General features: G+C 65.6%; 17 protein-coding genes and 1 tRNA gene. 9 read left to right on the forward strand and 9 right to left on the reverse strand.

The genetic code is table 11. The features are described from left to right. Positions 1 to 58: 58 nt before the first annotated feature. Both zwf and KBY77_RS12225 read right to left on the reverse strand, forming a co-directional pair. A complete protein-coding gene (zwf, locus tag KBY77_RS12220) occupies positions 59 to 1,582 on the reverse strand; it encodes a glucose-6-phosphate dehydrogenase (RefSeq protein ID WP_255104802.1) in 1,524 nt (507 codons plus the stop codon). Between the two features lie 155 nt (positions 1,583 to 1,737). Next, positions 1,738 to 2,889 carry a phycobilisome linker polypeptide gene (locus KBY77_RS12225; protein WP_255104805.1) on the reverse strand — a complete coding sequence of 384 codons (1,152 nt, stop codon included), beginning with the start codon at positions 2,887 to 2,889 and terminating at the stop codon, positions 1,738 to 1,740. 249 nt (positions 2,890 to 3,138) lie between these two features. On the opposite strand from KBY77_RS12225, the gene KBY77_RS12230 reads away from it, so the two are divergent. After that, complete coding sequence (locus tag KBY77_RS12230) at positions 3,139 to 3,609, forward strand: SRPBCC family protein (RefSeq protein ID WP_255104808.1); 471 nt, start codon at positions 3,139 to 3,141, stop codon at positions 3,607 to 3,609. Positions 3,610 to 3,967: 358 nt separating this feature from the next. On the opposite strand, the gene KBY77_RS12235 is transcribed toward KBY77_RS12230, so the two are convergent. Then, a tRNA-Glu gene (locus KBY77_RS12235) sits at positions 3,968 to 4,040 on the reverse strand. 73 nt (positions 4,041 to 4,113) lie between these two features. Next, positions 4,114 to 5,301 carry a histidine kinase gene (locus tag KBY77_RS12240; protein WP_399212798.1) on the reverse strand — a complete coding sequence of 396 codons (1,188 nt, stop codon included), beginning with the start codon at positions 5,299 to 5,301 and terminating at the stop codon, positions 4,114 to 4,116. Between the two features lie 106 nt (positions 5,302 to 5,407). On the opposite strand from KBY77_RS12240, the gene KBY77_RS12245 reads away from it, so the two are divergent. The 4 genes from KBY77_RS12245 (at position 5,408) to pepN (ending at position 9,794) form a co-directional block, all read left to right on the forward strand. After that, positions 5,408 to 5,989: a hypothetical protein gene (locus KBY77_RS12245; RefSeq protein WP_255104811.1), complete on the forward strand. Its 582-nt coding sequence runs from the start codon at positions 5,408 to 5,410 to the stop codon at positions 5,987 to 5,989. 33 nt (positions 5,990 to 6,022) lie between these two features. Next, positions 6,023 to 6,439 carry a cAMP phosphodiesterase gene (locus KBY77_RS12250; protein WP_255104814.1) on the forward strand — a complete coding sequence of 139 codons (417 nt, stop codon included), beginning with the start codon at positions 6,023 to 6,025 and terminating at the stop codon, positions 6,437 to 6,439. A gap of 135 nt (positions 6,440 to 6,574) precedes the next feature. Then, complete coding sequence (locus KBY77_RS12255; RefSeq protein ID WP_255104817.1) at positions 6,575 to 7,033, forward strand: hypothetical protein; 459 nt, start codon at positions 6,575 to 6,577, stop codon at positions 7,031 to 7,033. 40 nt (positions 7,034 to 7,073) lie between these two features. Continuing rightward, entirely contained in the window at positions 7,074 to 9,794 is a 2,721-nt protein-coding gene (gene pepN, locus KBY77_RS12260) for an aminopeptidase N (protein ID WP_255104820.1), read from the forward strand. Here the strand turns inward: pepN and KBY77_RS12265 are convergent. Both KBY77_RS12265 and KBY77_RS12270 read right to left on the reverse strand, forming a co-directional pair. Further along, positions 9,764 to 10,975: a glycoside hydrolase family 10 protein gene (locus KBY77_RS12265; protein WP_255104822.1), complete on the reverse strand. Its 1,212-nt coding sequence runs from the start codon at positions 10,973 to 10,975 to the stop codon at positions 9,764 to 9,766. The two genes, pepN and KBY77_RS12265, sit on opposite strands and share 31 nt — an antisense overlap. Positions 10,976 to 11,094: 119 nt before the next feature. Continuing rightward, positions 11,095 to 12,090: a ribose-phosphate pyrophosphokinase gene (locus KBY77_RS12270; RefSeq protein ID WP_255104823.1), complete on the reverse strand. Its 996-nt coding sequence runs from the start codon at positions 12,088 to 12,090 to the stop codon at positions 11,095 to 11,097. A 69-nt stretch (positions 12,091 to 12,159) separates the two neighbouring features. Here KBY77_RS12270 and KBY77_RS12275 point away from each other — a divergent pair, with 69 nt between their 5' ends. Then, on the forward strand, positions 12,160 to 12,753 hold the full coding sequence (locus KBY77_RS12275) for a hypothetical protein (RefSeq protein WP_255104825.1): 594 nt from the start codon (positions 12,160 to 12,162) through the stop codon (positions 12,751 to 12,753). Positions 12,754 to 12,761: 8 nt separating this feature from the next. On the opposite strand, the gene KBY77_RS12280 is transcribed toward KBY77_RS12275, so the two are convergent. Beyond that, the gene (locus KBY77_RS12280) at positions 12,762 to 13,721 is read right to left on the reverse strand and encodes an LCP family protein (RefSeq protein ID WP_255104828.1); all 960 of its coding nucleotides are present in this window, start codon (positions 13,719 to 13,721) and stop codon (positions 12,762 to 12,764) included. Positions 13,722 to 13,886: 165 nt separating this feature from the next. Here KBY77_RS12280 and KBY77_RS12285 point away from each other — a divergent pair, with 165 nt between their 5' ends. Further along, a complete protein-coding gene (locus KBY77_RS12285; protein ID WP_255104856.1) occupies positions 13,887 to 15,071 on the forward strand; it encodes a Coenzyme F420 hydrogenase/dehydrogenase, beta subunit C-terminal domain in 1,185 nt (394 codons plus the stop codon). After that, positions 15,071 to 16,681 carry a 4-alpha-glucanotransferase gene (malQ, locus tag KBY77_RS12290; RefSeq protein ID WP_255104831.1) on the forward strand — a complete coding sequence of 537 codons (1,611 nt, stop codon included), beginning with the start codon at positions 15,071 to 15,073 and terminating at the stop codon, positions 16,679 to 16,681. Before KBY77_RS12285 ends, malQ begins: the two co-directional genes overlap by 1 nt. Here the strand turns inward: malQ and KBY77_RS12295 are convergent. Together KBY77_RS12295 and KBY77_RS12300 are read right to left on the reverse strand one after the other, a co-directional pair. Continuing rightward, positions 16,624 to 17,556, reverse strand: a complete 933-nt coding sequence (locus KBY77_RS12295; protein ID WP_255104834.1) for a RodZ family helix-turn-helix domain-containing protein — start codon at positions 17,554 to 17,556, stop codon at positions 16,624 to 16,626. The two genes, malQ and KBY77_RS12295, sit on opposite strands and share 58 nt — an antisense overlap. Positions 17,557 to 17,588: 32 nt before the next feature. Further along, positions 17,589 to 18,314: a pseudouridine synthase gene (locus KBY77_RS12300; RefSeq protein ID WP_255104837.1), complete on the reverse strand. Its 726-nt coding sequence runs from the start codon at positions 18,312 to 18,314 to the stop codon at positions 17,589 to 17,591. 148 nt (positions 18,315 to 18,462) lie between these two features. On the opposite strand from KBY77_RS12300, the gene KBY77_RS12305 reads away from it, so the two are divergent. Continuing rightward, positions 18,463 to 18,643: sigma-70 factor domain-containing protein (locus tag KBY77_RS12305; RefSeq protein ID WP_315856488.1), on the forward strand; the 181-nt coding region annotated here is incomplete at its 3' end.

The raw sequence follows: 18,643 nt of genomic DNA on the forward strand, positions 1-18,643 counted from the left end.
TAGGAGAGGGGCAATGCCGGGGGCAGCCATCGGAATTGGGCTCGGAGCGGGGCGCACCTCAGGGGCGGCGCCACATCAGGCCATCGCGGCCCAGAAGGTTGTCGGCAGCGGCGGGGCCCCAGGTGCGGGCTTCATAGGGGTGGACGGGCAGCTGCCAGGGGCTGTCCTCGATCAGCTCCAGCAATGGGGTATACAGCCGCCAGGCGGCCTCCACCTCATCGCCGCGGGTGAAGAGAGTGGGGTCTCCCAGCATGGCGTCAGCGAGCAAGCGAACGTAGCCCTCGTCGGAGGGTTCACCGAAGGATTCGTCGTAGGAGAAGTGCATGTCGACCGGACGGCTGCGCATCCCCGATCCCGGGGATTTCACCTCAAAGCGGAAACCGGCCCCTTCATCGGGCTGGATGCGCAGGATCAGCTGGTTGGCGGTGGGACTTCCGCCAGCAGCGTCGAACAGATGCACCGGTGCCTCCCGGAAGGTGAGCACGACCTCGCTCATGCGCTTGGGCAGGCGTTTGCCGGTGCGCAGGTAGAAGGGCACCCCCTGCCAGCGCCAGTTATCGATGAACAGCTTCATCGCCACATAGGTTTCCGTGGTGCTGTTGGGATTCACCCCAGGTTCCTGGCGGTAGCCGGTCAGGGGGCGCCTGGCGGTGCCACCGGGGCCGTACTGGCCGCGTACGCAGCAGTTCCAGGGTTCAAGCTCATCGGCCAGCCGCGCCGACTGAAGCACCTTGGCCTTCTCATTGCGGATCGCCTCCGCATCGAAGCGTCCCGGGGCCTCCATCGTTGTGAGCGCCAGCATCTGGGTGAGATGGTTCTGCACCATGTCCCTCAGGGCACCGGAACTTTCGTAGTAGCCCGCCCGCTCCTCCACACCCACGGTTTCAGCCGCGGTGATCTCGACACTGGCGATGTAGTTCCGGTTCCAGATCGGCTCGAAGATCGTGTTGGCGAAGCGGAGCACGAGGATGTTCTGGACCGTCTCCTTGCCGAGATAGTGGTCGATGCGGAAGACCTGGCTCTCCTTGGCGCTGGTCTGCACGATCCGGTTGAGCTCCTGCGCACTGCCGTAGTCGCGGCCGAATGGCTTCTCGATCACCACTCTGCTGCGCTCGGGGTCACTGAGCAGGCCAGCGGCGGCCAGGGCGCTGCAACCACTGCCGTAGAACTTCGGCGACACCGAGAGGTAGAAGGTGCGGTTATTGCGCGTCGCCCGGTGGCGGTCGATCACCTCGAGCCGCTGGGCCAGGCGCACCAGGTGCTCGGGTTGCTGCAGATCCACCGGCTCATAGAACAGACCGGCGGCGAACTGGTCCCAGGCTCCGCGGTGCTCATGGATCAGGTCGCCGAGGGCTTCGGCCATGTGGCTGCGGAACTCTTCGTCGCTCCAGGGGCGCCTGGCGCAGCCCAGCACGGCGAACTCGGTGGGGAGCCGCCGCTGGCGGAACAGCTCGAACAGGGCCGGCACCAGCTTGCGAGAGGTGAGGTCCCCGCTCGCCCCGAAAATCACCAGGCACTGGGGCGAGACCACACGCTCCTGGCGTAGCCCGACCCTCAGTGGATTGGTGAGCGTGACGGTCATGGAGTTGCAGCTGATGACACTGGTTTACCCACGAAAGCGGGGAACACCCAGCAAAGGGCATGGGCAGGCCCCCTCTGTGCTGATTTCGGCAAAAAAAAGCCCGCCGTGACGGCGGGCTGAAGCTGTACGGAAAGGGCTGTCCGCAGGGTGCCTGATCAGTAGGTTTCCACGTGCCAGCGATCGGCCTTCTTGAGCTGGGGACGAAGTTCTGACCAGTTGAGACCCTTGCTTTCGGCGGCCTTGCTCATCGCTTCATCGATGCCGGGTTCCATACCCCGCAGACCGCACATGTATACGTGGGTCTTGGGGTCTTCAATCATGGTGAAGATCTCATCGCCGTACTCAGCAACACGATCCTGGATGTACATCCGGCCACCGCTGGGATTCTGCTGTTCGCGGCTGATCGCCTTGGTGTAGCGGAAGTTGTCGGGGAATTCGGAAAGGTAGCTCTGCAGATCGTCTTCGTATAGCAGGTTCGGAGTAGTGGGAACACCCATGATCAGCCAGGCCTTGCCACGGAACTGATAGCCGGGGTTTTTAGCCCGCTCGCCCGGATCGAACATGCGGCGCAGGTAGGCCCGCATGGGGGCGATGCCGGTGCCGGTGGCCAGCATTATCACATTGGCGTCTTCGTCGGGGGGAAGCAGCATCTCCTTGCCCACTGGGCCGGTGATCTTGACCTTGGCGCCAGGTTCAATGTCACAGAGGAAGGTGGAGCAAACTCCATTTATCGTCTCGCCATCCTTTTCATACTGCAGTTGGCGGACGCAGAGAGAAACGGTCTTGCCTTCGAGGTTGTCACCGTGGCGGGTGCTGGCGATTGAGTAGAGGCGAAGCTTGTTGGGCTTGCCATTGCTGTCGACCCCATCGGGAATGATGCCGATACTCTGGCCCTCCACGTAGTGAAGGTTGCCCTCGGAGAGATCGAAGGTGATGTGATTGACCCTGCCGATCGCCCCTTCGGCCAGAAGCGAATAGTTTCCGAGAACGGTGCCGATGTATGGATCTTTCGGCTTGTAGAGATTGACGGGAACAGCTTCGTGCTTGACGGGGGTAGTCACGGGAGCAGGGGCAGCGTTGGCAACGGTCGAGGCGGGCTCGGGAGTGGCGGAGGCCTGATCAGCAGGGGTGACCGAGAGCAGGCGTCCGCCCTGCTGGTTGATCATGCGCAAAGTGGCCTGCATCTGAGAGAGAGGGATGGTGAAGCAGCGCTCGGCCGTGCGTGTGCCAGCCGCTTTGAGGCCCTCCACCACAAGGGTGAACATGCGGGCATCGGACTGACGAAGCGCTGCGGTCGAGATGCGCATGAACCCTCAAACTCCTGAAAATCGGCTCGATCATAGGCAACGCCAATGATCGCTCCCTCCCAGACCGTTGGCCTTTCCGCACCAGCTGCCGAGTGTTGCGGTTAGGTTTGGTGGCGGCTGGGTTGATCCGGCTTGCCACGAATCCGGCGTTCCCCTCACTTGGCGCAACTTTCGGTTCTGACAACTCCATCCATCCAGGGCCTGCTCAGCAGCCAGGAAGCCTGTTCACTGGACACGATCCAGCAGGACATGGAGAGACTGCCGCAGGGGGCCAGGCGTCTAGCGGTTCAGTTGCGCCTAGAGCTTCCTCCCCCGCAGATCTGGGCCGTTCTCACCGATTACGAGAACCTCAGCCGCTTCATCCCCAACCTCTCGACCTCCCGGTTGCTCTGGCGCCGGGGGAACACCGTCGGGCTGGAGCAGGTGGGCTGCCAGCAGTTCTGCGGCCTGCGGTTCAGCGCCCGCGTCGAGCTGGAACTGCAGGAGCATCACGACGACGGCCTGCTCAGTTTCAGCATGCGAGAGGGCGACTTCCGCCGCTTCGAGGGTGCTTGGCAGGTCAGCGGCGAACCCGGAGGATCACGGTTGCTCTACGAACTGACAGTGCAGGGTCGCCAAGGCATGCCGATAGGTCTGATCGAGCAGCGCCTGCGCGAAGACCTCGCTGCCAACCTGCGCGCCGTGCAACGGGAAGCCCTGAGCCGCGCCCGCAAATCCTGAGCGAATCACATCAAGCCGGGATCTTACTAGGGGCCTCCTGATTTCAGATGAGATCAATCTAAAGAATGCAGAACTGAGCTGTTACTCACTCACGTCTGCTCGCACTAAATCAAAGTTTCGTTTACAGCCTTTGACATTCTTATTCAGAAGATCTCTTCGGACAAGCATTGTCTGAATAAGATTAAAGTGAATGCTGCTGATTAACATGAATCAGAAGCGTTTCAGGAATCTCAGCAATCATCAGGGCCTCTGAAATGCCTGGCAGAGCAGACATGATCCAGAGTTTAAAACATTTGCGTGATCAACTGAGACTGCCCAAGTCTAAATACAAAGACGAGCGCAAGAAGAATGATCGTGATACCCCCAAGGGGATTCGAACCCCTGTCGCCTCCGTGAAAGGGAGGTGTCCTAGGCCTCTAGACGATGGGGGCGAGGCCACGGAGCAAGAGCGTTTTCAGGCGCCGTTTCCGTTATCTGGACGCTACGGGTCGGAGTGTCCCTTCGTCAAGGCAAGACCTGGCCGGGGGAGTTCTGCCCTGACCACACCGGAACGGTGAAATGGAAGCAGGCCCCTTCACCGGGCTCGGAAACCACCCAGATTCGCCCGCCATGCACTTCGACGATGCGGCGACAGACCGAGAGGCCCACCCCGAAGCCAGAGGTCGTTCCCGAGGTCTGCGGAAGCCGCACCCGCTCGAGGAAGATCCGCTCCTGCTCGCCGCGGGGAATTCCCGGACCGGTATCGCAGACACTCACCTGCACCCATTGGCTGGTGCGGTGCAGCAGCGAAAGGGTCACCTCGCCATCGTCGGGGGTGAATTTCAGCGCGTTCTCCAGCAAGTTCAGCAGCACCTGGCGCATGCGCCGCTGATCCGCGAACACATCCGGCAGGTCGGCGGGGATGTCGGTGGTCAGGCTCAGCGTCCTGCCCACCCACAATTTCTCCAGCTCCAGGATCGCCTCCGCGGCCACTGGCGCCAGGTCAAGCCGCTGGGGGTTGAACAGAGCCTCCCAGCGGGTGGTGCCTACCTCCAGCAGATCCTTGGAGAGATGCTCGATGTCATCGAGGCGGCGGTCGAGGACATCCCGGCAACGGGTGTTGTTGATGTGCCCGAGCTGCAGGCTTTGCAGAGCCAACTTGGCAACGGTGAGGGGGGTGCGCAGCTCATGGGCCACCATGCGCAGCAGCCGCTCCTGCACCCGCAGGCGTTCGATCAGGGTTTCGTTCTCCTGACGCAGCACCAGCACCTGATCCTCCAGCTGCAGCTCCCGCTGGGAGCGGCTGCCATCCATTTCGGCGGGCCGCAGACTCATGCCCAGATCGCTGACCACCTCCAGCTGCTGCCAGCGGGGCAGCCAGCCCTTCAGCTGCTCCAGAACCGCATTCCCGGCCAGCACCTGGCGAGGAGGCGGCTCCAGTTTCACCAGAGCCGGGGTGGCCACCAACCGATGCAGCTCCAGCAGCTCAGGACGCAGGGCCGGGTCGGCCAGCTCAAGGGCCACATCAAAACCACAGTCGCAGGTTTCGAGGTAATGCAGGACCCCGGTCAGATCGGCGGAAGCGAGATGGTGCGGGGCAGCCACCAACAGCAGCTTGAGCGGCCGCCGCTTCGCCGGGAGGCTGCCCTTGGCGTTGCCAGAGAGTGGGCCCGGGGCAGTCGTGCCGGAGTCAGCGTTTCCCGCTTCAGGCACCTTGGGGGCAGGCGAGATCGTGGAGATCACCTTATGGCTTCGAACGCTGGGCCGAGAGCTGGCTATGACGAACCTGTCAACCGTCCCTCTGAGATTCAGGCTCTTCATGACCCCATCCACGGAACGGGTGCCGCCGGACCCGTCCGGGCCTGCAAGGCGAACCCCCCAGGACAGCCGCATCCAGTTGGACAGCAGCCTGCGGCGGTGGTTTTCGCGCAACCTCGGCCTGTGGCGCTCCCGGCGCCTCTATTTCTTCCGTGACGAGGAGGAGCCCCTGCGCCTCGACCTCCTGCTGCGAATTGAAACGTTCGAGCAGCCGGTGGAGGGGGAGGCGGCTTACCGCTTCAGCTGGAAGCCGGAGCAGGATTTCGGCTTCTATGCCCGCAAGCCCCAGTATCAGCCAGAGGGGAGCCTTGACGCCTATCTCTGCGGACACCAGCTGCGGCGCAGCAGGGGGTATCTCGTGGAGCAGCCGATGCGCTCACAGATTCGCCAGGTGGATGAGCATCAACTGATCTTCGAGTCGCAGCATCAGAACTGGGACATCCAGCAGCACATCCGCCTGATCGATCAGGATCGCTTTCGGACCTGCTCGATTTTCTCCTGGCGGGACGGTGATCTCGATATCACCGAGACGCACCATGAGATCCGGCTGGAGGGTCCCGGAGATCCGCTCCCTGCCGATTGAAGTTCGCGCCCCTGTGCATCAGCATGGAGGTTGATGAACACGCTCTCCTTGCGCCTCACACGCCGCCTCCGCCGGTTCCTGTTGCTGGCTGCCGCCTTGATCATTCCAGCCGCTGCAGGAGCCGCCCCCGCCCAGGCGGCACCCGCCAGCGAAAGCGAGATGTCGCTGTACACCAGAATTGCGGCGGTCAATGTCTGCATTGCCCGTGGCGCCAAAGTCGAATTCGACAAGGCAGCCAGCATTGCCGGTGAAACCATCGCCCAGCTGATCATGGGCCAGCACAACGGTCAGATCCAGCAGGTAGGCACCAAAGCCCTCACGATTGAGGAGCTGCGGCGCGGCTCGGTGAACTCCGCGGTGATCGGTGCCGTTGAGCTCTGTCCCAAGGAGGTGCCGCCGGATGTGGTCAAGAAGGTGAACGATGCCCTCAAGCAGCAGGGCGGCAAGTAGTCCCAAGGGCCACCTGCGCTGACCCCTCAGCGGACGCATCCGGACACATCCGGCCCCAGCCAGAGTTGCAATTCAGACGGTCCTGTTGGCTTTGCTGATGGCATCCCCTCGGGGCTGTCCTCCAGCTTGATCACCATGACCGTCTTCATTCGCCGTCTTCCCATGCTGCTCGCTGCCGGGCTCTGTGGCCTCGGCGCTTCGCTGCCCACCTCAGTCTCAGCCCAGGAGTATGGATGGGGCTACCGGCTGCCTACGGATCGGTACCCGATCTCCCGCAACGCCGGTTATGGCGTGACTCCAGTCCGCAACTGGCCGCCGGCTCCCTACCAGGACTACGACAGCCGGGACTTCACCAGCCAGCTCCCCAACGGCAGCACCCCTTACAGACAGCCGGTGCCCACCACCTGGGAGGAAGCCCAGGCCCTGCAGCAGCGCTGCTCTATCGGCCGGCTGGTGGGTGGTGTCATCGGTGGTGGCCTCGGCTATGCCGCCTCCCGCGAAGACGGCCGCACCTGGGCGGTCCCCCTGGGAGCCCTGCTCGGATCCCAGGTGGGATGCAACGCCGGCCAGGGCCGTGGGCCTCTGCCCTGGTGAGCGGGGCGCCAGGATCAGGGGATCTTCTCCCCCTGGCCTGATGAGCGTCGTGCGGCTGGCCGACTATCGACCCTTCCCCTACCGGCTTGAGCGCACCGACCTGACGGTGCGCTTTCTCGGTGACGAGGCCCTGGTGGAATCCACCCTGTTGCTGGAGTCCCTTGCCGCAGATGGCGAAGCCAGAGATCCGCTGGTGCTGCGCGGTGAAGGGTTGGAGCTGCTCTCCATCAGCCTCGATGGCCGGCCCCTGCTGCTCGACGAGATCGGGCGCGACGGCGACGCCTACATCATCACGAGCACTCCTGCGGGGCCGTTTCGCCTGAGCAGCGAGGTGCGCCTGCACCCACGTGCCAACAGCAGCCTCGAGGGGCTCTACGCCAGCGGAGGCATGGTCACCACCCAGTGCGAAGCGGAGGGGTTCCGTCGCATCACCCTCCACCCCGATCGCCCCGATGTGCTCAGCCTGTTCCGGGTGCGCATCGAGGCCGAGCGCGGCACCTTTCCTGTTCTGCTCTCGAACGGCAACTGCATCGAACAGGGCAGCCTGCCGGCCCTGGCCGGAGAAGAGGAGCGTCACTATGTGGTCTGGGACGACCCGTTTCCCAAGCCCTCCTACCTGTTCGCCCTGGTGGCTGGGGTGCTGGAGGAGGTCCGCGACAGCTTCACCACCGCCAGTGGCCGCAAGGTGCAGCTGCGCCTGCACGTGGAGCCTGGCGATGAGCCCTACACAGGCCATGCCATGGCCTCCCTGAAGCGCTCGATGGCCTGGGATGAGCGCGTCTATGGGCTGGAATACGACCTCGACGAGTACAACATCGTGGCCGTCCGCCACTTCAACATGGGCGCGATGGAAAACAAGAGCCTCAACATTTTCAATTCCAAGCTGGTGCTCGCCGATGCAGCCACGGCCACCGATGCCGAACTGGAGAGGATCGAGAGCGTGATTGCCCATGAATATTTTCACAACTGGACGGGCAATCGCATAACTTGCCGCGACTGGTTCCAACTTTCACTCAAGGAGGGACTCACCGTCTTCAGAGATCAGTGCTTCACGGCGGATCTGCATGCCCCGTCGCTGAAACGGATCGAAGATGTGGCGATGCTGCGCAATACCCAGTTCCGCGAAGATGCAGGCCCCACTGCCCACCCGGTGCAACCGGATCATTACCAGGCGATCGACAACTTCTACACCACCACGATCTATGAAAAGGGTGCGGAGGTGATCCGCATGCTGCAGACCCTGCTCGGTCCGGACACCTTCATGCGCGGCATGGCCACCTATGTGCAGCGTCATGACGGCACCGCCGCCACCTGCGACGACTTCGTTCAGGCCATGCAGGATGCTGCCGAGACAGCAAGCGATGACACAAAGACCGCCGCCAGCAAGTTCTGCTTCGAACAGTTCCGCCGCTGGTACCACCAGGCGGGAACGCCGCGACTGGAGGTGCAGCGCCTCTGGGACGGGGATCAGGGCCGCCTGTCTCTGAGCATCCGCCAGTACACCCCGCCTTCCCCGGGCCAGCCCGAAAAGCTGCCACTGGTGATCCCGCTGGCGCTTGGGGCGGTGGACCAGGCCGGCGAACCCTTGCTGCTGCAACACCCAGGCGAAACCACCGCCACCGCTCAGGCCGTCAGCCTCGACCATGCCTGGGGGCCACTGACGCGGCTGCTCGTGATCGATCAAGCCGAGCAGACCGTGGTATTCGAGGGCTTCGAGCCCCACAGCCATCCGCCGGCCCTGTCCTTGTTGCGCTGCTTCTCCGCTCCGGTGCAGCTGGAGTTCGATCGCCCGCACGAGGAACTGCTGCATCTGCTCAGCAGTGATGGTGAACCGCTGGCCCGTTGGGATGCCGGCCAGATACTGCTGTCTCAGGCGCTGCTGCGCCGAGCGGCAGGAGCCTCAGATGAGGCCCTCGAAGATGGGCTGGTGGCGGCGTTCAAGCGGATACTGCTTGAGGGCACTCTCAGCGACGGCAACCGCTGTGCCCTGCTGACAATGCCGGGGCTGGCCGAACTGGAGGCAGCCACCGCTCAGCCGGATCCCCCAGCGCTGTACCTGGCGATCAGGGCACTGCAGACCCGCTTCGGCGAGGCCCTCGCCGATCCCCTCAGCGGTTGCCTCGAGCGCTGTCGCCCCCAGTGGCGGCTCCCCTGGCCCGAGGGTGTCGGCGATCGCCAGATCACAGGACTGGTCTGGTCCTGGCGTGCTGCCGCCGGCGATGGGGCGGTGATGGCCGAGGCCGCCGCTGCAGTGGAGGGTCCCTCGATGACCCTCGCGAGGGCCGGGCTGCGGGCGTTGCAACCCCTGCAAGGGCCCGAGCGGGAGCGGGCGATGGCGGCCTTCTACGAGCGCTGGCAGGCAAGACCGGTGATCCTTGATGCCTGGTTCAGCCTGGAGGCCTCCGCCCCCTTCCCTGATGGGCTCAAGCGGGTGGAGGCCCTGCTGGCGCATCCGCGCTACGACCCGGCAGCTCCGAACTCCGTGCGGGCCGTGCTTGGCGGCTTGGTGGCCAACACACCGGTGTTCCATGCCGCCGATGGCAGCGGTTACCGCTTCATGGCCGATCAGATCGCCCGGCTCGACCAGCGCAATCCGATCACCGCTTCGAGGATGACCAAGGTGTTCAGCCGCTGGCAGAGCTATGCGCCCGAGCGGGGGGAGCGGATGCGGGAGGCGATGGAGCAGCTCGCGGCCGTTGAGCTCTCGGCCAACACCCGGGAGGTGCTGGATCAGAGCCTGGGGCGGGAGCTGCGCGGGTAAGGATCCGGGTAGAGGGCCCCGTGCAGTCGCTGGAAGGAGGAACGACGCGCACTCGCCCCTTCCGGCCCCCCATAGGTTCCCCACAGCCCTTCCCAGTAGAAGTAGATCACTCCCAGGCCACGCCTGGCCACCTGCTCCACCTTCTTCTCCAGCACCGCTGAGGAGGTGGTACGGCCCCCAAAGCCCGCCAGCACGCCGATCTGCACAGGCATGCCCCAACGCCGGGCCTTAACCAGCGCGGCCTGGTCTAGGTCCTTGGTGAACCCGGCCACGGAGTGGGCGTAGTTCTGGACCACCAGTTCATCCACCAGCTCCCCCAGAGCCCAGATCTCCCAGTCCTGCAGCCAGTGGTTGTAGGCGAAACGGAAGGGTCCGGGGGAGTGGCTGATCACAGCGCTGCTGCGTTCCTTCTTCATCCTGGCGCGCAATTCGCGCAGCAATCCTGTGAGCTGCTGGCGCCGCCAGGTCATCCACTCCCGGTTGTTGTAGTCGCGGGGGGGTTCGCGACCCTTGTCCTGGCGGAACAGGGCGCGGGTATGGGCGTCGTAGCCGAGCTCCACCGGCCAGGCGAAGTGGTCATCGAGCTGGATCCCGTCGACACCGCAACGCTCGACGATCTCACCGATCAGCCCGATCACCCGCTCGCGCACGCCGGGATGGGCCGGATTCAGCCAGACCCGCAGATCCTTGAGCGGCGAAGTCTTGAGGTTGGCCCCATGCATGGCGTAGAGGGTGGAGCCGTCGCTGCGTTGCAGCACCCACTCGGGATGGCGGCGCACCACTTCGGCATCGGCCGGCTCCATCAGGCCGTACTCGAACCAGGGGATCACCTTCATGCCCCGTCTCTGACCGGCCTTTGTCAGACGGCAGATCGGATCAAGGGAGGCATTCACCTGCTTCAGTTTCGGCTCCATCGGCGCGTAGCGGCTGCGATGGAACGTGAACCCCCGGCTCCAGACGTTGGGGTAAAGGGTGTTGAAGCCGGCGGCATCGAGTTCGGCCACAGCCTTCTCGATCAGATTGGGGTCGTAATAGAGGGGGCTGGGGCTGTTGGTGAGCCAGACACCGACCCTCTGGCTGGCAGCCAGGGCCGGCAGGGCGCCCAGGGCCTGCAGGGAGGAGGTGAGCAGCACGGTGGCCAGGGCCGGCAGAGCCCTCTTCAGGCGGACCCTGCGGGGCATTGGCCCGCTCAGGCCAGGGGGAGTGGGGCGCGGCAACAGGTGTCGGAACAGGATGGGGGACGTGGGCGAAGGGACGGTGCCTGGCGGTGGGGCTGAGCGGAAAGGCCTCACGGAACGGCTTAACGGAACATCGAGCTAACGGAGCTCTCTTCGTGGATGCGCCAGATGGCCTCTCCGAGCATTTTGGCCACGGACAGCACCTTCAACTGGGGGAAGTTACGTTCGTCGCTGATCGGGATGCTGTTGGTGACCAGCACTTCCTCAAGCAGTCCCGACTCCGAGAGCCGCTCGATGGCAGGGGGTGAGAAGACCGCATGGGTGGCGCAGGCCAGCACGCGACGGGCCCCCTGGCGCCGCAGCAGACGGGCCCCCTGGCAGATCGTGCCGCCGGTGTCGATCATGTCGTCGATCAGAACCGCCGTCTTGCCGGCCACGTCGCCGATCACCGTGAGGCTTTCGGCCACGTTGTGGTCTGAGCGACGCTTGTCGATGATCGCCAGGGGCGCATCGTGCATCCGTTTGGCGAATGCCCGCGCCCGCGCCACACCACCGACATCGGGGGACACGACCACCATCTCGCCCAGGTCGCGGGCTGAGAGGTAGTCGACCAGAACCGGTGAGCCGTAGATGTGATCGCAGGGAATGTCGAAATATCCCTGGATCTGGGAGGAATGCAGGTCCATGGCCAGCACCCGGTCAACGCCGGACTGAGCCAGCAGGTTGGCCACCAGCTTGGCGGTGATCGATTCCCTACCCGCGGTCTTGCGGTCGGCACGGGCGTAGCCGTAGTAGGGGATGACGGCGGTGATCTGGCGGGCGGAAGCCCTGCGACAGGCGTCCACCATGATCAGCAGCTCCATCAGGTGATCGTTCACCGGGGCGCAGGTGGGCTGGATCAGGAAGACGTCGCAACCCCGGATTGATTCCTGGATCTGGATGTAGAGCTCACCGTCGGCAAAGCGCTTGATCACACGCGGACCATCCGGCACGCCCAGGTAGCTGGCGATCTCGTGGGCCAGGGCGGGGTTGGAGGTGCCGCTGAACAAGCGCAGACGGCGGGTGTCGTGGGGCTTGCTGTCCTGCTCCACCCGTTCAGCAGTCAAGAAACTGGTCACGGGGAGCGTGATCAAGCAGGGCTGGAGCCTGATGGTAGAAGCCTCCCGGCCCGGCGTAGGCAAACAATGATGAAGCCAGCGGGTTCGCCCCCCACCGCCACGGGCTCGATCCCCCCCCTGCGCGTGGTGCTGGCGGGTGCTGCGGCTGCAGGTGCCGCCGCTGGCATTGAGGAGGCCGCCGGCAGGTTGGCGGCCTTGGTCGGGGTGTGCTCCCTGCCGCCGCTGGTGGCGGCAAGCGATGAGGGCAGAGGAGGAACGACCTCAGACTGTCCGGACACGGATGTGAACGTGTTGATGACAGAGCTGAGCGGCCGCGGCGGCTCCTGGATCGTGCCGTTGCTCCAGGATCCAGGTCGCTTTCAGCCCTGGGGTGGGCGCTGGTCGGAGCTGCTGGGAGCCTGGCGCCAGCCGACCGTGCTGCTGATCGAGGCCCGCCAGGCGGATGGAGGCCTGCCCGCGGCCTGCATGGCCCTGATGCAGCGCTGTGGGGTCCCGCTCCTGGGCCTGATCCAGTGGGGCGGCCGCTTCGATCAGGAGGCCCGCCGTCGCGATGGACTCCCCTGGCTGGGGATGCTGGCTCAGGACGAAGCCGCTGACGATTGTGCGGTTCTGGTGTTGAACCTGAGTCGGCGCTGGAGCCAGATCGCCGCCGAGGCGATCTAGTCGGCTGCTCAGGGCTTCGCCGGCCAGAGAGGTGTGGGGGCCTTGGCGCTGATCTGGCGCAGGGTCTGACCTGGCTTCGACGGGGCTTCGAGCGGCACCTGGCTGTAGCGCACCGGCTTGTCCTGGCTCAGGCCGGCCGTGACCAGGCTCAGGGCTTCCTCCTGAGTGAGGTTGGTGTCGAGCTGGGAGGTGAGCCGCTGCCAGCGCTCCGGTAACTGGGCCCATTGGTCAGGGCGGGTGAGCTCGTTCACGAGCAGACCGACCACCTTCTCCTGCCGGTCCCGGCGGCCGGCCTCCCCCTGGTCCTTGTTGCGGTAGCGCACCAGTTGCTCCACCTGAGCACCCTTGAGCCGCTGCAACCCGCCCTGGAGATCAATGCTGAACGCCTGGCTTTTGTCTTTGTAACTGAGGGGCTGATCCAGGTTCGCTTCAAGTCCCCCCAGTCCGTCCACCAGCTCCCGCAGAGCCGAGCGCGGCAGCACCACGTAGCGCTCGGGCTGGCCGGAATCAAGTCCCACCAGCTCGGCCACCGCACCCGCACTCAGGGCAGCGCCCCCCTGCTTGTAGAGCGATCCCAGCGGCTGCACGTTCGTCTGCCCGGGCAGCTTCACGGCCAGCTCGGTGGGAATGGCGAGCACCTGCAGCGGGCCGGCGGGGTCCACCCGCAGCAGCATCAGGGTGTCGCTGTTGGCGGCCCCGGCCGGGGCTGCGCCGTTGCTGGCGGCCGCCAGGCGATCGGCGTCGCTGCCGATCAGCAGCACCGTGATCGGCCTGGAGGGGGGACTGGCCAGGGGGGCGGCCTCGCCGTTCTGCTCCTCACGACTCAGTCCCTGATCCTGCTGCGGCCAGAGCCGGTCGATCAGGCCAACCGAGGCCACCATCCCGAGGGCGCCCAGGCCCAGCCCCGCCAGCAGCTTCCATGGCCCGCCACGCCGTGGCCCCTCTGGAGATGCTGACTTGCCTGCCACGACTGAATTGACCTGAGGAATCCCCTCACTTTGACGCAGCTTGTTCAGGGTCGGTGCGGTGGCCGATAAGTTGAGGACCTCCACCATTCCCGTCGGGATTCAGCATTGAGCGCCGCTTCCCGTTCAGGTCCAGCCCAGGCCGCCGGTCCAGGTCGTGGCCAAGAGCTGGCTCCCCACGAGCGGGCCCGCCCCCTGGCCAAGGGCAGTATCAAACCGGCCCGGGATCTCTGCAGTGAGTGCGGGCTGTGCGACACGGGCTGGGTGGCCTACGTGCGCAGCGCCTGCGCCTTCCTCACCCAGGGCTTCGACCGGATGGAGGAGCGGGCCCACGGCCGCAGTCGCGATCTGGCCAACGAAGACGAGCTCTATTTCGGTGTGCATCAGCGCATGCTCACCGCTCGCCTGCAAGCTCCGATCGATGGCGCCCAATGGACCGGCATCGTCAGCCGAATCGGCGTACGTGCCCTGGAGAGCGGCCTGGTGGATGCGGTGCTGTGCGTGCAGCAAAGTCCCGACGATCGCTTCACGCCGGTGCCGGTGCTGGCGCGAACCCCCGAGGAGGTGTTGGCGGCACGGGTGAACAAGCCCACCCTCTCCCCCAATCTGGAGGTACTGCAGCAGCTGCCGGGCAGCGGCATCCGCCGCCTGCTGGCGATCGGGGTGGGCTGCCAGATCCAGGCTCTGCGGGCCGTGCAGGACACCCTGCCCCTGGAGCAGCTGTATGTGCTGGGCATGCCCTGCGTCGACAACGTCAGCCGCAGCGGTCTGCAGACCTTTCTGGAGAGCGCCAGCCGCTCACCGGACACGGTGGTGCACTACGAGTTCATGCAGGACTTCCGCATCCATTTCCGCCACAGCGACGGCAGCGAGGAAACCGTTCCGTTCTTCGGGCTCGACACCCCCAATCTCAAGGGCGTCTTTGCCCCCAGCTGCCTGAGCTGCTTCGATTACACCAACGCCGGCGCCGATCTGGTGGTGGGTTACATGGGATCGACCTTTGGCCGCCAGTGGCTGGTGGTGCGCAATCCGAAGGGTCAGCTGCTGCTCGATCTGGTGGAGGCCGAGCTCGACACCGCCCCGGTCACCAGCCAGGGGGACCGCCGCGCCGCGGTTCAGCAGGGGATCAAGGCCTATGACAAGGCCGTGAAGCTTCCCCTCTGGCTGGCGGAGCTGGTGGGCTTCTTCGTGAAGCGCTTCGGTCCGAAGGGATTGGAATACGGTCGCTTCTCGATCGATTCCCACTTCACGCGCAATGCCATCTGGGTGAGACGTAACCACCCGGACCAGGCGGACCGCCACATCCCTGCCTTCGCCAAGGCCATCATCAGCCGATATCGCCTGCCCGATTGATGCCCGTGCCCTCCGGCCCCGACCACGGGCCCTCCAGCCGGCTCTGCGGCGTGCTGCTCCATCCCACCGCCCTTCCAGGCACGCCTTGCTGTGGAACCTTCGGCATGGCGGCTCGCCAGTGGATCGACCAGCTGGCCGCGGCCGGCATCGCCGCCTGGCAGTTGTTGCCACTGGCCCCCACTGACGGCACCGGCTCCCCTTACAGCTCTCCCAGCGGTTTCGCTCTCAACCCCTGGTTCCTCGATGCCGACGAGCTGGTGGACGAGGGATTCCTTGAGCCCGTCGACCTCGAGACCCTGCCCAGCGGCAGCTTCGAGCGTCTTGACCTGGAGGCGTCACGGCTGCGGGCTGCTGCTCTGGGAGAGCGCTTGCTTAAACGCTGGTCTGCTCAGAGCCTGGAGCGCCAGCAGGCATTCGCCCGCTGGCGGCGCGAGGAGGATGGCTGGCTGCGCGACCATTGCCGCTTCATGGTCTTGCGAGAGCGCCAAGGCCAGCAGCCCTGGTGGACCTGGCCGAGGTCCCTGGCGCGGCGCGGGCGCCTGGCCCTCCGCCAGCTGGATCGGGAAGCCTGCGGCCTGCTGCTGCAGGAGGCCCTGATTCAGTGGCAGCTGCAGCGGCAGTGGCACCAGCTGCGCCAACACGCCAGCGCACGTGGCGTGCGCTTGATCGGTGATCTGCCCTTCTATGTCGCCCACGACAGCGCCGATGTCTGGGCAAACCGCCGCCTGTTCTCCGTGCGCGCCGATGGCTCACTCACTGAGCAAAGCGGCGTTCCCCCCGATTACTTCTCCGACACCGGCCAGCTGTGGGGCACGCCGGTCTACCGCTGGAACCTGCACAGGCTCACCGGGTTCCGTTGGTGGATGAGCCGGCTGGAGCGGCAGTTGCAGCTGCTCGACCTGCTGCGGCTCGACCACTTCCGCGCCCTGGAGTCGTACTGGAGCGTGGCCGGCCAGGCCGAGACGGCCCAGGAGGGCTGCTGGCGCCCGTCCCCTGGGGTGGCCCTGCTCGCCACTCTCAAGGCCCGCTGGCAGCGGCAGCAGGGCGGTGGCAGCAGCAGCTCAGCTTCAGGCTCTGCCTCAGCCCTGCCCCTGATCGCCGAAGACTTGGGTGTGATCACCCCGGAGGTGGAGGCCCTGCGAGATCGCTTCGCCCTGCCGGGTATGAAGATCCTGCAGTTCGCCTTCGATGGCAACGACGACAACCCTTACCTGCCGGCGAACTACCTGGGTGATCACTGGGTGGTCTACACCGGTACCCATGACAACGCCACTTGCCTGGGCTGGTGGCGGAATCTGGAGGAGGACCAGCGGCGCCAGGTGGGGGAGCTGGTGGGACACACCATCGACGCACCCGGCTGGCAGCTGCTGGAGCTGGCTCTGGGCTCCTCGGCCCAGTTGGCGGTGGTGCCCCTGCAGGATCTGCTCCACCTCGATGATCAGGCCCGCTTCAACACCCCCGGGACCGCCTCGGGCAACTGGACCTGGCGTCTGAGTCAACCGATCGCCAGCCTCAAGGACCCTCTTCATGGGCTCCAGGGGCTGGCACAGCGCTACGGGCGCACGGGGGGCCCTGCCGTCGCTGAGGCTGTGGCCGGAGGCAGCCGGTAACGGCCACCTCCGCCAGGCTCGGGTGCCAATGGCTGGCCGTCCCAGAGCACCGCGCCCTCTGACGGCACGGGTTGCAGGGTCAGGCGCAGGGGAGGCCTCAACTGCAGGACCAGCTCGCCTGTGGCTCCGTTGAGCTCGGTCTTCACCCCCGCATCACTGCCGAGGCTGATGCGGGTGGGTTGCCCCAGCTGCAACCGCAACACCCCGGCGGCGGGACGGCGCTCAATGCCACCCTCAAGCAAGCGTTGCCTGGCCACACCCTGGGCCGCCTGCTGCAGGGGCCTCAGGTCCGGATAGGCCTGCAGCAGCTCGGCGTTGGGGTCAGGGGCCCGTTGCTCCGCTGCCGGAAGAGGTGGGATCGGCTTCAGGGCCAGCAGGTTCTCAGCCGCCAACCGCCGCTGCTGCAGATTCACGCCGTAGATCAGCGCCAGGGTCAGCACCCCATAGAGCACGGTCCCCTGCCAGGTCGTGAAGACATCGATCGAGCCTGGAGTGAAGCGTGAGAGCAGGGCCTGACGCCCGGAAACGCCATGCATGGTCGCCTCGCCCCTGTCCGGCAGGGCCCCTTCGAGGGCGCCGGCGGGAAGATCCAGGTGCTGCTCCAGCAGCGGCAGCATTGTCCGGAGATAGGCCGGCTCAGGCAGCCGCTCGCGCCATCCCCGCTCCAGGGCTTCGAGGACAGGGGTGCTGACCCGGGTCACGATCGCCAACTCCCGCAGGCTCAGGCCCCTAGCTTCCCGCTGCTGCCGCAGCTGCCGGCCGGCATTGAGCAGGGGATCCTCCCTCGGCTCGACCGGGGGGCTGGGCAGGGCTTTCTGCCAGGGCCACCGACGCCTGAGGCGTGGTGCAGCCGCGGAAGTTCTGGATGACGGCATCGATCAGGGCAGTGGTTCGATCGGTCCGCGGCTCAATCCCGCGGGTCCAGATCCTTCCATTCTTGGGGGGCAAGGTGGCGCCAGCGTCCCTCAGGCAGATCGCCGAGGCGCAGCGGGCCGATCGCCACCCGCTGCAGATCGCGCACGGGGTGACCCAGCAGCTCGGCTGTGCGTCGGATCTGTCGGTTCCTGCCCTCACCCATCTCGAGCTCCAGCAGGGTTCCCCTTGGCCCTCGCGCAAGCTCCCGAACCACCACCGGCTGACTGGGCTGGCCATCGAGGGGCACACCCCGGCGCCACTGCTCCAGCACCTGAGGCCCGGGCTCACCGCTCACCCACACCCGGTAGTGCTTGCGGTGGCCGAAGCGGGGGTGGGTGAGGCGCAGGGTGAGCGCACCGTCATTGCTCAGCAGCAGCACACCCCGGCTGGCGGCATCAAGACGCCCCACGGGATGGAGGCCGGTCCCCATGCCGAGCTCCGGCGGCAACAGGTCAAGCACCGTGGTTCGCCCCTCCTGATCCTGGCAACTGCAGATCACGCCGCGGGGCTTGTTGAGCAGGACGGTGATGCTGCGGGCCGCCTCACCCACCGGCGCCCCATCGAGCTCCAGCCGATCAATGGAAAGATCCGCCTGGTCACCCAACCGCGCCACGGCCCCGTTCAGAGTCACCCGCCCCGCCAGGATCAGCTCCTCGGCCCGGCGGCGGGAGCAGAGTCCAGCACTGGCAAGCAATTTCTGGAGTCGTTGCGCCGTCATGCCTGGTTTCTGCGTCTGGTCTCGATGCGGGGATGGGGGGATGGGCGGGGCCGGATCACCACTCAGCATGCGGATGAGATGGCCTGAACCGGGGTGTTGATGGTAATTTACGAAACACAAAGGTTTCCTAACTCACCGATTCGGCCCCATGCCCTCCCTCCCCGTGGCCGCCGCAGCCTCCTCCTCGTCCATGGTCCCCACCGGCGACCTGGTGCGCTCCTACCTGCGCGACATCGGCCGCGTGCCGCTGCTGACCCATGAGCAGGAGATCACCCTGGGGCGTCAGGTGCAGGACCTGATGCGTCTGGAGGAAGCGGAGCAGGAACTGG

This window comes from Synechococcus sp. Cruz-7E5 (genome assembly GCF_024345995.1).
GTDB lineage: Bacteria > Cyanobacteriota > Cyanobacteriia > PCC-6307 > Cyanobiaceae > Regnicoccus_A.